The following is a 14,964-nucleotide window of genomic DNA, read 5'->3' on the forward strand; positions in this document are numbered from 1 at the left end:
AATGCTGAACACAGAAGACATTCTCTGTAAAATGCTTTTCGCACAATTACAGTCCATAGGGTTTTTCAAAGAAAGTAAATCCCAGCCGGTATTGGAGAATTTCTATGGCAGATGGTTTGAAGAAAGCCAATCGATTTTAGAACGGCATCAATTTCTCAAGCGAACGGAGAACGGACATGTTCCAACACGCTCAATAGGCACCATGAGCGAGCTGTGGAAAGAATGGAATGAACAAAAATTTGACCTGCTTCAAGACAATAATATGAAAGCCATGGTGACATTGGTGGAGACAGCACTTAAAGCCTTGCCGGAGATTCTGACCGGCAAGGCGTCAGCCACCGATATCCTGTTTCCGAATTCATCTATGGATTTAGTAGAAGGGGTCTATAAAAACAATCAAGTCGCAGACTATTTTAATGATGTTCTTGCAGATACGTTAACAGCCTATCTGCAAGAACGTCTGAAGCAAGAGCCTGAGGCGAAGATTCGAATATTAGAAATCGGAGCCGGGACCGGCGGGACAAGCGCGGCTGTTTTTCAAAAATTGAAAGCATGGCAGACACATATAAAAGAATATTGCTATACAGATCTGTCTAAAGCTTTTTTAATGCATGCAGAAAATAAGTATGGTCCTGACAATCCATATTTGACATATAAACGATTTAATGTCGAGGAGCCGGCGTCTGAACAGCATATTGATGCGGGAGGCTACGACGCGGTCATCGCGGCAAATGTGCTTCATGCCACAAAAAATATCCGGCAGACATTGCGAAATGCAAAAGCAGTTTTGAAAAAAAACGGGCTGCTCCTTTTAAATGAAATAAGTAATCATAATATATATTCGCATTTGACGTTCGGCCTTTTAGAGGGCTGGTGGCTGTATGAGGATCCTGATCTCCGCATTCCGGGCTGCCCGGGCCTGTATCCGGATACTTGGAAAACGGTGCTTGAGAGTGAAGGATTTCGCTATGTTTCCTTTATGGCTGAACAATCGCATCAGCTCGGCCAGCAGATCATTGCCGCTGAAAGTAACGGAGTCGTCCGTCAAAAGAAGAGAACGGGGGCAGAAGAAGATCCAAGCCATATACAAATGAATGCTGAAATCGATCATTCACATGAAAGCGATTCTCTCATCGAACAAACGGCACAATTTGTGAAGCATACGCTGGCAAAATCAATCAAACTATCACCAGAACGTATTCACGAAGATACGACATTTGAGAAGTATGGAATTGATTCGATTTTGCAGGTGAATTTCATTCGTGAATTAGAAAAAGTGACGGGAGAGCTTCCAAAAACCATTTTATTTGAACATAACAACACAAAAGAACTCGTCGAATATTTAGTAAAGGGGCATGAAAATAAGCTCCGGACAGCATTGTTAAAGGAAAAAACGAAGCCTGCAAAAAATGAAGCTCCACTTCAACCAGAGCGTACAGATCCTAATAAGCCATTTACTTTTCATACACGCCGCTTTGTTACAGAGCAGGAAGTCACGGAAACTCAGCTAGCAAATACCGAACCACTAAAAATAGAAAAGACAAGTAATTTGCAAGGAACACATTTTAATGATTCTAGTACAGAAGATATCGCAATAATCGGGGTAAGCGGGCGCTATCCGATGTCTAACAGTTTAGAAGAGCTTTGGGGGCATTTAATCGCCGGAGACAATTGTATTACAGAGGCACCGGAATCCAGATGGCGCACATCTTTATTGAAAACATTATCAAAAGATCCAAAAAAGCCGGCAAATAAGAAACGCTATGGCGGATTTTTACAAGATATAGAGGCATTTGACCATCAGCTTTTTGAGGTGGAGCAAAATCGGGTGATGGAAATGACACCGGAACTCCGTTTATGTTTAGAAACCGTCTGGGAAACGTTTGAGGACGGCGGCTATACGCGAACCCGGCTGGATAAATTACGGGATGATGACGGAGTAGGTGTTTTTATAGGGAATATGTATAACCAGTATTTTTGGAATATCCCATCTTTAGAGCAGGCAGTCCTCAGCTCAAATGGGGGAGACTGGCACATTGCAAATCGCGTTTCCCACTTTTTTAACCTGACCGGACCGAGTATCGCTGTCAGCTCAGCATGCTCTAGTTCATTAAACGCCATACATCTTGCGTGTGAAAGCCTGAAATTGAAAAACTGCTCAATGGCGATTGCTGGGGGTGTCAATTTAACACTCGATCTCTCTAAATATGATTCTTTGGAGCGTGCCAATCTGCTGGGAAGCGGCAATCAAAGCAAAAGTTTTGGCACAGGAAACGGGCTTATTCCCGGGGAGGGCATTGGAGCTGTCTTGTTAAAACCGCTTTCGAAGGCAATGGAAGATCAGGATCATATTTACGCTGTGATCAAAAGCAGTTTTGCCAACCATAGCGGCGGAAGACAGATGTATACAGCTCCGGACCCCAAGCAGCAAGCAAAGTTAATTGTCAAGTCGATTCAGCAGTCGGGCATTGATCCAGAGACTATCGGCTATATTGAATCGGCGGCAAATGGTTCGGCGCTGGGCGATCCTATTGAAGTAATTGCCTTAACAAACGCGTTTCAACAATATACAAACAAGAAACAGTTTTGTGCGATAGGCTCTGTCAAATCCAATCTGGGGCATTTAGAGGCGGCTTCCGGTATTTCTCAGCTGACAAAAGTGCTGCTGCAGATGAAGAAAGGGACGCTGGTGCCGACAATTAACGCGATGCCTGTCAATCCAAATATTAAGCTGGAGCACACGGCTTTCTATCTTCAGGAACAAACAGAGCCATGGCATCGCTTGAATGATCCTGAAACTGGAAAACAATTGCCGCGCAGAAGCATGATCAATTCCTTCGGAGCGGGGGGAGCCTATGCCAATCTTATTATAGAAGAATATATGGAGATGCCTCCTGAGAAAGAACATATCGCTCCCCGCCAGCAGGAATTCACTGCCGTTTTTTCAGCCAAAACAAAATGGAGCCTGCTTAGCTATCTAGAAAATATGCAATTGTTTTTAGAGAAGGAAGCTTCTCTGGATATTGAACCCGTTGTACAGGCTTTACACAGGAGAAACCATAATTTAGAGCATAGGGCTGCATTTACAGTGACTTCGACTCAAGAGCTGATCGAAAAACTAAAGGTGTTCCGAACATCAAGAGAAAGCTCACTCCAGCAAGGCATCTATACATCATTCGATTTACAGCCATGTGCGGAATCAGCATCTAGGGATAGAGAAATAAACGCAGCAGAGCAATGGGCACAAGGGGCATCGATTGCTTTTAAAGAAGCTGATATAGGGAACCGATCAGGCTGGGTTCATCTGCCTCACTATGCATTTGACCATAATACACCATTTCATTTCGATGTATCGTCTATCAATGAGAAATCGTCAGATGTTGAAGACAATATCAATCAGCCGGTCATTCAAGATCAATTCACTTATGATGAGCCTTACGTTCAAGGACACGTCTTCAACAATGAACGGGTGCTTGTCGGTGCCACATATGGCAGTCTGGCCATTGAAGCATTTTTTAACCTGTTCCCTGAGGAAAACAGCGGCCGTATCAGCAAATTAAGTTATACCAGTCCAATTGTCATCAAACAAGGCGAGACCATTGAACTTCAGGCAAAGCCGCTGCAAAAAGATCAAGTCATAGAACTGCAAATCATGTATCGCGAGCCGTCCTCTGGTTTGTGGAAGCCTGCCGCAATCGGACAATGCGGAATCGGTTCTTTTGAGCCAAAAAAAGTCAATATCGAGAACGTTAAGCATTCATTAACTAAGCTTCATCACATCGATCAGATGTATAAAACTGGAAACGGTCCTGAATGGGGAGAGTTATTTAAGACAATTACTCATCTCTACAGAGATCACAAGTCTATACTGGCAAAAATTCGCCTGCCCCAAAGCGGGCTGGCAAACGGGCACCATTACATTGTAAGCCCATTGATGACAAACAGCGCGTACTTGGCTATCCTCAGTTTCTTAGAGCAGTTTGACATGACAGGCGGCTTCCTGCCGTTTGGAATCAATGATATCCAGTTTACAAAGCAAACGATAAAAGGGGATTGCTGGCTTTTGATTACATTGGTTAAGAATACAGGTGACATGCTGCTGTTTGATGTAGATGTGGTCAATGAGTCGTCGGAAACAGTGCTGCACTACTCGGGCTACTCGCTTAAACAGCTTCGTATTTCGAATCAAAGAGGAAATCAAAATAAGGCCATCAAAGCCAGCAATCTGAAAGATCGTATCAGAAGCTATGTAACAGATAAACTGGCAGTATACATGGCCGATCCGTCAAAATTGTCAATTGCAAAAGCGCATATCATGGATTTTGGAATTGATTCTTCTCAATTGGTTGCACTGACAAGGGAGATGGAAGCAGAGACAAAGATCGAATTAAATCCGACTCTGTTTTTTGAATATCCGACTATTCAAGAGTTAATCGACTTTTTTGCGGACAAACATGAAGCATCTTTTGCTCAGCTGTTTGGTGAAGCTCATCAGCAGGAAGAACGCCCAGCTCAAATCGAAAACCAAATGAAACAGATTCCGGCATACGAGACGAACACGGATAAAACAATCGAACACGCGGCAGACGGCATAGCCATTATCGGCATGTCGGGACAGTTTCCGAAAGCAAACAGCGTAACGGAATTTTGGGATAACCTTGTCCAAGGAAAGAACTGTGTCTCTGAAGTGCCGAAAGAACGCTGGGACTGGCGCAAATATGCCGCAGCCGATAAGGAAGGGCAATCAAGCCTTCAATGGGGCGGTTTTATAGAAGGAATAGGTGAGTTTGATCCCCTGTTTTTTGGCATATCGCCTAAAGAAGCGGCGAATATGGACCCACAGGAGTTTCTGCTCTTGATACATGCATGGAAGGCGATGGAAGATGCAGGCTTAACAGGGCAGGTTTTATCCAGCCGCCCGACAGGAGTATTTGTCGCAGCCGGCAATACGGATACAGCTGTGGTTCCTTCCCTAATTCCAAACCGTATATCCTATGCACTTGATGTAAAAGGGCCAAGTGAATATTATGAAGCTGCCTGTTCCTCAGCTCTAGTGGCTTTGCACAGAGCTATACAATCCATTCGAAACGGCGAATGTGAGCAAGCCATTGTCGGGGCTGTGAATTTGCTGCTTTCACCAAAAGGCTTTATTGGCTTCGACTCAATGGGCTATTTGAGTGAGAAAGGACAGGCCAAATCCTTTCAAGCAGATGCAAATGGCTTTGTCAGAAGTGAAGGAGCAGGAGTTCTCATCATTAAACCATTGCAAAAAGCCATTGAAGATTCTGATCATATTTATTCGGTTATTAAAGGTTCAGGTGTATCGCATGGCGGCAGGGGAATGTCACTTCACGCGCCAAATCCGGCCGGCATGAAGGATGCAATGCTGAAGGCTTATCAAGGAGCGCAAATTGATCCCAAAACGGTGACCTATATAGAAGCGCATGGGATCGCCTCTCCATTGGCAGACGCGATAGAAATAGAGGCGTTAAAGTCAGGCTGCAGTCAGCTCGAATTGGAACTTCCACAGGAAGTACGGGAGGAAGCGCCATGTTATATCAGCAGCTTAAAGCCGAGCATCGGACACGGTGAACTCGTCTCAGGCATGGCTGCTCTTATGAAGGTCAGCATGGCGATGAAGCATCAAACAATACCAGGCATATCCGGATTTTCGTCTTTGAATGACCAGGTGTCATTAAAGGGCACCCGTTTCCGAGTGACTGCCGAGAATCAGCAATGGAGGGATTTAAGTGACGATGCAGGCAAAAAAATTCCGCGCAGAGCGAGTATCAACAGCTATAGCTTTGGAGGCGTAAATGCGCACGTCATTTTAGAAGAATATATTCCTTTACCAAAACCACCGGTTAGTATGAGTGAGAATGGTGCCCACATTGTAGTTCTTTCTGCAAAGAATCAAGACAGGCTAAAAGCAATTGTTCAACAGCAGCTTGACTATCTGAATAAACAACAAGAACTGTCATTACAAGATTATGCTTATACACTCCAAACCGGCCGAGAGGAAATGGAAGACCGCCTGGCGCTCGTCGTCCGCAGTAAAGAAGAACTGGTAATCGGCTTGCAAGCCTGCTTAGCTGCGGAAAAAGGCGATAAGCCGAAGAGTTCTGTACCTGTCTTTAGCGGAAATGCAGAAAATGGCTCGTCAGATCTCGAAGCCTTGCTGGATGGTCCATTAAGAGAAATGGTGATCGAGACTTTGTTGTCTGAAAACAACCTTGAAAAGATCGCGTTTTGCTGGACAAAAGGGGTGCAAATCCCATGGGAGAAGCTTTATCAAGGAAAAGGTGCCCGCAGAATACCGTTGCCAACCTATCCATTTGAAAAGAGAAGCTGCTGGAACGGCTTTCAAGCAGTAGAGAATACGCCTTCTGTTTCACAGGATGAGCGTATCAACAACAGCAGCGATCATCACATATTAGCAAATGTACTAGGGATGGTTCCGGGTGAACTGCAGCCTCATAAGCCATTGCAGCAGTATGGATTTGATTCAATTTCTTGCATACAGTTATTACAGCAATTGCAATCAAAGGTGGACCCTCTCATTGCCTTGACGGAGCTTCAAGCATGCCATACTGTTCAGGACATGATGGACTTGATCGCAAAGAAAAAGGAGGATACATCCTTACAAAATGATCAAGCTCGCACGTTTCCGGAATTAATACCGTTAAATGACGGCAAGCGGGGGCGCCCTGTCTTTTGGTTCCATGGCGGAGTAGGAGGAGTTGAAATCTATCAGCAATTTGCACAAAAGAGCCAGCGCCCTTTTTACGGCATTCAAGCCAGAGGATTCATGACTGATTCTGCTCCTTTGCACGGAATTGAACAAATGGCTTCCTATTATATAGAGATCATTCGATCCATACAGCCTGAAGGTCCTTATGATGTAGGCGGATATTCCTTAGGCGGGATGATTGCATATGAAGTCACACGCCAGCTGCAAAGCCAAGGCCTTGCTGTCAAAAGCATGGTGATGATTGACTCCCCATATCGTTCTGAGACAAAAGAGAATGAGGCATCTATGAAAACGTCAATGTTGCAAACAATTAATACGATGCTGGCATCGATTGCGAAACGGGAAAAGCTTACGGATGTTCTCATCAGCCGTGAAGAGGTGGACATAAGCTTAGAGGATGAAGAATTCCTGTCTGAGTTGATTGACTTGGCAAAAGAACGAGGGCTAAACAAACCAGATAAGCAAATACGTGCGCAGGCTCAGCAAATGATGAAAACACAGCGCGCCTATGATTTGGAGTCGTACACTGTTAAGCCTCTCCCTGATCCTGAGACGGTAAAATGTTATTATTTCCGCAACAAAAGCAGGTCTTTCTTTGGTGATTTAGACACTTATTTCACTTTATCAAATGAAAAAGAACCGTTTGATCAAGCTGCCTATTGGGAGGAATGGGAGCGGCAAATTCCTCATTTCCACCTGGTGGATGTCGATTCAAGCAACCACTTCATGATATTAACCGAACCGAAAGCGTCAACAGCCATGTTAGAATTTTGCGAAAAGCTCTATTCAAACAGGGGAGTAGTGAATGCGAATTTCCTTAAGGCTTTCCGGAAGAAACATGAAGCGAGGGAAGAAAAAGAAACAGATGAATTGGTGAAGCGCTGAGAAAACACAAACGCCCCCTCTTTTAAAAGGGGGCGTTTTGAATGTTATTTTGAAAGTGAAACAGGGAGACTTTCTAATCCTCTTAAAAAGACATTTTTTCTCCATTGAATGTCATCAGGTGCAACCGCAAGTTCAATATCAGGAAATCTCTTCAGAAGTGCGTTAAATGCAATGTGGCCTTCCAGCCTGGCAAGAGGCGCTCCTAAGCAGAAATGAATGCCAAAACCGAAAGAAATATGTCTGTTAGGCGACCGGTTTATATTTAATATTTCGGGGTTCTCAAAAAAATTCGGGTCGCGATTGGCAGATCCGATCCCTATAAAAATCATGTCTCCTCTTTTGATTGAATGCCCCTTATATGTAAAGTCTTCGATGGCCCACCGATTTGCCATCATAACGACAGGTGAGGTGTATCGCAGCAATTCTTCAACCGCTGTAGCGATCATTTCAGGCTGCTGCTTGAGCTTCTCACATTCCTTCTTGTGCTGCAGCAATGCGAGTGTGCCTGAGCCGAGTAAGTTAACAGTCGTCTCAAGGCCGGCTACAACGAGCAAGAACAGCATCGAATAGAGCTCTTTTTCGCTTAACTTGCTGCCGTTTTCCTCAGCATGCACAAGTTTGCTGATTAAATCGTCTTTTGGCTTTATTCTTCTGTCATGGATCAGCTTGGAGATATAATCTTTAAATTCACGAAGGGCCTGATTTGTCAGCTCTCTGTTACCTTCAGAGGTATCAACCATCGCATTGGTCCAGATTTGAAACTGTGACCGATCTTCTTTTGGGATTCCCATCAATTCAGATATAACAATAAAAGGCAAAGGGGAAGCGAAGGATTTCATGATATCCGCTTTATTTTCTTTTTCCATTTCATCTAAAAGCTGTTCAGCAATTTGTTCAATGCTGCCGCGCAGATTTTCAATGGTTCGGGGAGTAAATGCTTGATGAACAAGTGATCTCAGGCGGGTATGGTCAGGTGTGTCTTTTGCCAGCATATGATCGGATACAAAATCGATATCTTCACTAACGTTGAGCATTTTGATTTGTTCTTGGTTCATCACATTTTTTACGTCTCTTGTAATTCGATTGTCTTTTAAAAAGGCCATACAATCATCGTATCGGGTAATTAACCAGGCCGGATATGTGGCTCCGAACCGTTTTAATTCAAATCGGTGAATGGGCTCTTCCTCTCTAAATCGTCCTAAAACTGAAAAAGGATTGTGATGAAACTCTTTACCATGCGGATGAAACATCAATTTTTCCATTTGCATTCTCCTCGCCTAATAGGGTAAATAGATGAATCAAATTGCTGAACTAGTTTACAAAAAACAGAATGATTTGAAATGTAATCCTGTCTCTAAAACTATATATCTATTTTAGGAGTCATTCAATAGGGTGAAGAACGAAAAAAGTGAAAAAACGGCTCGATATAAAGCAGCGCCTTTGAACGAAAGCTCAAAGGCGCTACGCTGTATTATTTTGATGAAAGTGACTGTCAGCTGTGCTGGATATCAATTGTATATACTGCACGATCTGTTACGACCTTCAATCCTTCGTTTTCTTGGTGAATATGAATGTCACCTAATAAAGGAATCTCATAGGCATTTTGCGGAAGCGGTACGTTTCCGTCCTCAGTGAATGTTGTTCCTTCGCCTTCTAAAACCAGCTCTTCTTTCGCAACATAATCATCAGGATGATTCGTACTGCGTATAGCCACTTTTTGAAGGTGGAGAACAATCTGATCCAAGTCTGATATCTCTTCATCATGGGTCAATTCACCTTTTCTAATATCAAGCGTCTGGCCGACTTTTGATTCCAGCCATTGAGAAAGCTGTGTATTCGTGTGTGCCATCAATATTCCTCCTTTTGATTTACACGATACTATTCCCAATTGCTGCATCTTTTACACGGAAAAGAGCCGCCTCACTCTTTATGTATGAAACAATTCGCTGTTGAGAGCCTTGATATAGCGTACGGCAGAACGCTGGACCGCTTCACTGGCATTTTCTTTGACAACTTTAGAAAAAGCATTGTAAAGCCGGTTGAATTGAAGCGGTTTTACTTTGGCTGCTATTTCTTCAACTTTGGAGGCGGGAAGGGGAATGAGGTTTGGGTAGCTGTACATAAAGCTGACCCAGTTTCGGTCCGCCGCAACCGTAATGATATCTCCGGTCAATAGACAGCCTTTCCCTTCATTTCCCTTGCTCCAATGCAAAACAGCACCGCCTTTAAAATGTCCGCCCAGTCGGTAAAGGTCCAGTCCCGGCTTCACGTTGAGCGTTTCCCCTGACCAGAAGTGAATGTGATTGCTTGGCCTTGTCACCCATTCTTTATCATCCTCATGGATATAGATCGGCGCCTGAAACGCTTCAGCCCACTCAACTTGAGTAGAGTAATAATGTGGATGAGACAAGGCGATGGCTTGAATACCGCCTAATTCGTTGATTTGGTCAATTGTCTTTTGGTCAAGATATGTCATGCAATCCCACAGCACATTGAAGCCCTTATGCTGGATAAGATGGGCTGTTTGTCCAATCGCAAACTCTGGTTCAGTTTTGATGCTGTAAAGATGCTCTTCTTCCTTTTTAAGGATGTTTTGAAGGTTTCCTTTCTCACGCATGTCTTCAAGGGTTGTCCAAGTTTGTCCATCGGGATGAATATACTGTCTTTCATCCTCGCAAATCAGACACGAGTTGGGCGGATCTACAGTCTGTGCATGTTGCACACCGCATGTATTGCAGATATAATATGGCACTTTCTTCACTTCCTTCATCTATTTTCCATTATTTTACCTTATGATTATGAATATTCAAACGAAAAAACCGGCAGTTCTGCTGAGAGAGAATTGCCGGTTTTTTGGTGCTTTCTATTGGCCGGGAACGGAATTTTCTGCGTTGACAGCGCCCGCTCCGTAGATATTCGGATCTTCATCTTTCCATTTGTCCGTGCCGTTTTTCAAAAGCTCTTTTACTTCATCAGGGGTAAGATCCGGGTTTTGCTGAAGAATTAAAGCTGCGATTCCTGCGCAAATCGGTGTTGCCATCGAGGTTCCTGACATTGTAAAGTACTGAGACCCTACACGGCTTGACTTTTGGAGCTTATCAATATAAGAATTCGGAGAGCGAAGGGAAATAATATTAACACCCGGCGCTAAAATATCGGGCTTTTCTTTCCCATATACTGTCGGGCCGCGGCTTGAGAAGGAAGCGACAGTATCATCATCGCTGCTTGCAGTATTGTTATCGTCAAGCGCACCTACTGTAATCACCTTTTCGCTCAGGCCCGGGCTTGCAATGGTCTGCGAATCAGGGCCTGAGTTTCCGGCAGCGACACAGACGACAATCCCTGCGTTCCACGCTTCTTCAACCGCTCTGACTAACGGATCTTCCTGTTCATGATCATATCTAAGGGCATCGCCCCCGAGCGACATGCTAATAATATCAATCGGTTCATCGGGGTTGTCCTCATTGTATTGAATACACCACTCAACACCCTCTATAATATCTGCTAACGTTCCTGAACCCTGCTTGTTTAATACCTTTACGCCGATGAGATTGGCTTCCGGTGCAGGTCCGCGGTATTGACCGGAAGAGGATGCGCCGCTGCTTGCGACATCACCTGCACAGTGTGTGCCATGACCATTATCATCGTACGGCTCTGTTTTTTGATTGACCATATCCGCGAATCCGATAATTCTGCCTTCTAGATCAGGATGCGGGTAGATTCCTGTATCGACAACAGCGACAGTAACACCTTTTCCTGTCAGGGTTTGCCCGTTTCTGACGACTTCCTTCGCATGGCTTGCTTCGGTTGCCGTGTCTAAAAGCGCTTTGACTTCGCGGTTTAAATACACTTTACGGATATTGCTGCATTCAGAGAGAAGGGAATGTAATGCTGAAGGAGTAACCTCGGCGCTGCAGCAGTTGATTTTGTTGAAGCGGCTTTTTAGCTTGCTGCGTTTTTCTTTTTGCAGCACCTCTCCAGCCATTTGAAAGCCGGTCTCGTGACAGCCTTCCTCAAATTCGATAATGACTGACATTTTTTTTCTGTTTTGCAATTTGGTTTCGAAAAATTTATGCAAGAAGCAAGGAGTCCATTTGAAGGGCTTGTAAAGTTGCAATACGGTTTCCCGTAACGGCCAATCTAGCTTGTGAGCATTTGCTCTCACCATTTGTACCATAGAGTACCCAAACATGTATTTTCCTCCTATTATAAGGTTCTCTGTATACTCTATGAACAGATGATAGGTTTGGTAAGTTTGTTTGTCCTCTGTAAGAGACAGACAAGAGTTTGTTTTTTTGAATCTTTCGCATTAGATACGATAGATTCAGAAGCTGAGGAAATCATTGGGGATTGAAAAAGAACGTTTGTTCGTATTATAATGTGATCATATCAAACTGGGAAGGGGAGAGCAACCGTATGAATTTCTACTTGCACCGATCTTTGGAAAGCCAAATGCCAATCAGCATTATATATATGAAGAAAGACGGAACGATTAGTAAAAGAACGATTATTGTGAGACAGAAAAGCAAAACGAAAATCAAAGCATTTTGTTTTTCGAAACAACAGATCAGAACATTTTTATTGGACTCTATCCTCTCCTGTGATTTTGTGAGAACAAATAAGCAAAATCTCTATTCTGCAGGCCGGTAACAGCTGTCCGTCTCAGCAACCGGGCAGCCTGTTACTAAAACCCTCCTTAAACCTATATACATTTATTTGCCAAGTGAGGTTGTTCCTACCTTTTTTGTCTTTCCTCTCAACCTTTTTTCACTCTTATTTGAAATGAACCGCTAATAACCGTGACAATCAATTGATTTTTTGAAACCGGGAACTTTTTCACTGATGATATTGTGTATACAATGGTAAGATAAAACCTATTGGCTAAACCTCATATAATGAACCGCGCCATTCTTATGAAAGGAGTTAAACATGAGAAGATTTTTACTAAATGTCATATTAGTCTTAGCCATTGTCTTGTTCTTGAGATATGTTCATTACTCATTGGAACCAGAACCATCAAATCAGCCAGATACATATTCAAATTTCAGCAGCTTGGCAGAGAATGAGAGCCCAGCCGATTACGATATTTCATATAATGAGAAAAAAGGAAGCAAAGTCTTAATTATGTCTCCGCATGGCGGAAGAATTGAAGGCGGAGTAAGTGAGCTTGTGCGTTATTTCAATAATGAATACTCTACATACCTATTTGAAGGGTTGAAGTCCCATGATAACCAAACACTGCACATTACAAGCACCAACTTTGATGAGCCATTGGCAAAAAAGAAAATCAAGGAGCATCAATATGTGGTGGCTTTTCACGGATATAAAGGAGAGAACAAGAATACCCTTGTAGGGGGAACAGACCGAAAGCGGGCGAAAATGATTGTGAGAGCCCTTGAGCGGAGAGGGTTTTCCGCTGAGTTAGCGTCGTCTAAAAGCGGTCTTGCTGGATTGAATGCCGAAAACATTAATAACCAAGGGGAAACGGGGCTAAGTATCCAGCTGGAAATCAGCCGTGAGCAGAGAGAAGCATTTTTTGATGATTTTTATTATAAAAATAGAAAATACACAAAGAACAGTGAATTTTATGCTTATGTCAGTGCGATCAAAGGTGTCCTGGAAAAAGAGTATTCGTAACAAGCAGATCAGAAGACAAAATAAGAGAAGATCAGTAGACTGAAATAGGATAAAAAAGGAGGCAAAACAATGGCAGATCATCATTTTTATTTAAAAGCGAACTGGCCGGGTAACCGTAATGATGTCGGTACGATCGAAAGCGGAAACCTGATCACATCGATTTCCATTCCTAAAGAAATGGATGGCCCGGGAGAAGGGACCAACCCAGATGAAATGCTTCTCGGGGCGGCAGCGACCTGTTACATTATTACACTTGCAGCGATGATGGAGAGAAGCGGGCTGGAAAAAGAAGACTTACAGATGGAGTCAGAAGGCATTGTCGACGTCACAAAAGGAGTCTTTACATACAAAAAGATCATTCACCGTCCCTCTGTCGTGCTTAAACATGATGCTTCACAAGACGACGTCGCATTGGCGCACAAACTTTGTAAAAAAGCGGAGTCGTCATGCATGATTTCGCGTGCAATTCAAGGAAATGTCGAGCTGCAGCTTGAAGCCTCTGTGAAACTGGGTGGAGAATAAAGAAAACAGACGGTCACTCACAGGCCGTCTGTTTTTTATCTTCAGCGTGGGCTTTCGATTGATTTAGCACGACCACGCCTGCAATGACAAGCGTGAGACCGAATACACCTTTTAAACTGATGGTTTCGCCAAAAAGCAAAAACCCGACAATTGCTGTAAGCGCGGTACCAACGCCCGACCATGTTGCATACGCGCTTGATAAGTCAATTGTTTTTAAAGAAAAGCTTAGAAACGTAAAAGCAGAAAGAAATCCGACTATGACTCCGGCAATGGGCCAGGCTTGTGTAAATCCTTCTGAAAGCTTCAACATCGTGCTCCCAAACACTTCAGATACAATGGCGAGAGCCAAATAAAGCAATCCTCTCATCTTCATCACTCCTTTACGGCCAATTAAGTAACACGACCCCTGATAGTAATAAAAGAATCCCGATAAGCCCTTTGGCATTCAGATCTTCCTTGAACCATTTTACTCCGATCACTGTCGTCAGCACCGTGCCTGCCCCGCTCCAAGTCGCATAGGAGAGGCTCAGGGGAATATGGTTTAAAGTCAGGGACAGCATATAAAAGGCGAGGGAATAGCCAATAACGACCAAAGCACTTGGCTTCCACTTTTTGAAGCCATCAGATACTTTCAGCATGGCTGCTCCTATCGATTCCGAACATATGGCAATCGTGAGGAATATATATCCTATCAACATCATGAATTCTCCTCACTATATTTTTAGATTAGAAAAAAACCTTCAGCTAGAAAAATATTAGTGTATGCCTATGTATGAGTCAAGAGATTCATTTTCACACACTTAAAAAGACCCCTTTTTAAGGGGCCTTTTGCGTTTAATAATAATAAGGGAACGGGGCATACGGATAATAGGGGTATCCGCCATAAAAATAAGGATTAAATAAAGCGCTTCCTATAAGCCCGCCTGCAAGGCCGCCGATAAACGGTCCTCCAAAAAATCCGAATGGCCGGCCAAACCCATAACCAAATCCGGGTCTTCCAAACCCGTAACCGAACCCGAACGGTCTTCCAAACCCAAATGGTCTCCCGAATCCGAACGGTCTTCCAAATATTCTTGTATCTTCAGGGCTGAAATGCTCTAACTCGTTCATGTTTTCTTTCCTCCTGTAATAAAGTGTAGATGATGCAGTGTATTCACCCTGCCCGGATT

At 43.6% G+C, this 14,964-nt stretch carries 11 protein-coding genes; 4 read left to right on the top strand and 7 right to left on the bottom strand.

The window, feature by feature from the left end:
- Nucleotide 1: 1 nt before the first annotated feature.
- Entirely contained in the window at nt 2–7,636 is a 7,635-nt protein-coding gene (locus MKY50_RS09365; protein ID WP_341116541.1) for a beta-ketoacyl synthase N-terminal-like domain-containing protein, read from the top strand.
- A gap of 44 nt (nt 7,637–7,680) precedes the next feature.
- Here MKY50_RS09365 and MKY50_RS09370 read toward each other — a convergent pair whose 3' ends face one another.
- The 4 genes from MKY50_RS09370 to aprX form a co-directional block, all read right to left on the bottom strand.
- Nucleotides 7,681–8,898, bottom strand: coding sequence for a cytochrome P450 family protein (locus MKY50_RS09370; protein WP_128992866.1), 1,218 nt, complete (start codon nt 8,896–8,898; stop codon nt 7,681–7,683).
- A gap of 230 nt (nt 8,899–9,128) precedes the next feature.
- Nucleotides 9,129–9,485 carry a hypothetical protein gene (locus MKY50_RS09375; RefSeq protein ID WP_003231786.1) on the bottom strand — a complete coding sequence of 119 codons (357 nt, stop codon included), beginning with the start codon at nt 9,483–9,485 and terminating at the stop codon, nt 9,129–9,131.
- A 78-nt stretch (nt 9,486–9,563) separates the two neighbouring features.
- Nucleotides 9,564–10,388 carry an MBL fold metallo-hydrolase gene (locus MKY50_RS09380; RefSeq protein ID WP_088325918.1) on the bottom strand — a complete coding sequence of 275 codons (825 nt, stop codon included), beginning with the start codon at nt 10,386–10,388 and terminating at the stop codon, nt 9,564–9,566.
- A 111-nt stretch (nt 10,389–10,499) separates the two neighbouring features.
- Nucleotides 10,500–11,828, bottom strand: a complete 1,329-nt coding sequence (aprX, locus tag MKY50_RS09385; protein WP_341116546.1) for a serine protease AprX — start codon at nt 11,826–11,828, stop codon at nt 10,500–10,502.
- A 224-nt stretch (nt 11,829–12,052) separates the two neighbouring features.
- Here aprX and MKY50_RS09390 point away from each other — a divergent pair, with 224 nt between their 5' ends.
- The 3 genes from MKY50_RS09390 (at nt 12,053) to MKY50_RS09400 (ending at nt 13,795) form a co-directional block, all read left to right on the top strand.
- On the top strand, nt 12,053–12,286 hold the full coding sequence (locus MKY50_RS09390) for a hypothetical protein (protein WP_014476869.1): 234 nt from the start codon (nt 12,053–12,055) through the stop codon (nt 12,284–12,286).
- A 279-nt stretch (nt 12,287–12,565) separates the two neighbouring features.
- Complete coding sequence (locus MKY50_RS09395) at nt 12,566–13,273, top strand: poly-gamma-glutamate hydrolase family protein (RefSeq protein ID WP_003245758.1); 708 nt, start codon at nt 12,566–12,568, stop codon at nt 13,271–13,273.
- A 69-nt stretch (nt 13,274–13,342) separates the two neighbouring features.
- On the top strand, nt 13,343–13,795 hold the full coding sequence (locus MKY50_RS09400) for an OsmC family protein (protein WP_003231775.1): 453 nt from the start codon (nt 13,343–13,345) through the stop codon (nt 13,793–13,795).
- Nucleotides 13,796–13,808: 13 nt separating this feature from the next.
- On the opposite strand, the gene ebrB is transcribed toward MKY50_RS09400, so the two are convergent.
- From ebrB to MKY50_RS09415, 3 genes are all read right to left on the bottom strand, one after another.
- A complete protein-coding gene (gene ebrB / locus MKY50_RS09405) occupies nt 13,809–14,162 on the bottom strand; it encodes a multidrug efflux SMR transporter subunit EbrB (protein WP_003245163.1) in 354 nt (117 codons plus the stop codon).
- 13 nt (nt 14,163–14,175) lie between these two features.
- Entirely contained in the window at nt 14,176–14,493 is a 318-nt protein-coding gene (ebrA, locus tag MKY50_RS09410) for a multidrug efflux SMR transporter subunit EbrA (protein ID WP_009967307.1), read from the bottom strand.
- A 136-nt stretch (nt 14,494–14,629) separates the two neighbouring features.
- Complete coding sequence (locus tag MKY50_RS09415; RefSeq protein WP_029317825.1) at nt 14,630–14,905, bottom strand: hypothetical protein; 276 nt, start codon at nt 14,903–14,905, stop codon at nt 14,630–14,632.
- Nucleotides 14,906–14,964: the final 59 nt, after the last annotated feature.

The organism is Bacillus sp. FSL R7-0685 (assembly GCF_038002425.1).
GTDB lineage: Bacteria > Bacillota > Bacilli > Bacillales > Bacillaceae > Bacillus > Bacillus subtilis.

What these genes read in the sequence shown, in the direction of transcription:
- ebrB (WP_003245163.1), bottom strand. Translation starts at nt 14,162, where the DNA reads ATGAGAGGATTGCTTTATTTGGCTCTCGCCATTGTATCTGAAGTGTTT.
- MKY50_RS09365 (WP_341116541.1), top strand. Translation starts at nt 2, where the DNA reads ATGCTGAACACAGAAGACATTCTCTGTAAAATGCTTTTCGCACAATTA.
- ebrA (WP_009967307.1), bottom strand. Translation starts at nt 14,493, where the DNA reads ATGTTGATAGGATATATATTCCTCACGATTGCCATATGTTCGGAATCG.
- MKY50_RS09415 (WP_029317825.1), bottom strand. Translation starts at nt 14,905, where the DNA reads ATGAACGAGTTAGAGCATTTCAGCCCTGAAGATACAAGAATATTTGGA.
- MKY50_RS09375 (WP_003231786.1), bottom strand. Translation starts at nt 9,485, where the DNA reads ATGGCACACACGAATACACAGCTTTCTCAATGGCTGGAATCAAAAGTC.
- MKY50_RS09370 (WP_128992866.1), bottom strand. Translation starts at nt 8,898, where the DNA reads ATGGAAAAATTGATGTTTCATCCGCATGGTAAAGAGTTTCATCACAAT.
- MKY50_RS09395 (WP_003245758.1), top strand. Translation starts at nt 12,566, where the DNA reads ATGAGAAGATTTTTACTAAATGTCATATTAGTCTTAGCCATTGTCTTG.
- MKY50_RS09390 (WP_014476869.1), top strand. Translation starts at nt 12,053, where the DNA reads ATGAATTTCTACTTGCACCGATCTTTGGAAAGCCAAATGCCAATCAGC.
- aprX (WP_341116546.1), bottom strand. Translation starts at nt 11,828, where the DNA reads ATGTTTGGGTACTCTATGGTACAAATGGTGAGAGCAAATGCTCACAAG.
- MKY50_RS09400 (WP_003231775.1), top strand. Translation starts at nt 13,343, where the DNA reads ATGGCAGATCATCATTTTTATTTAAAAGCGAACTGGCCGGGTAACCGT.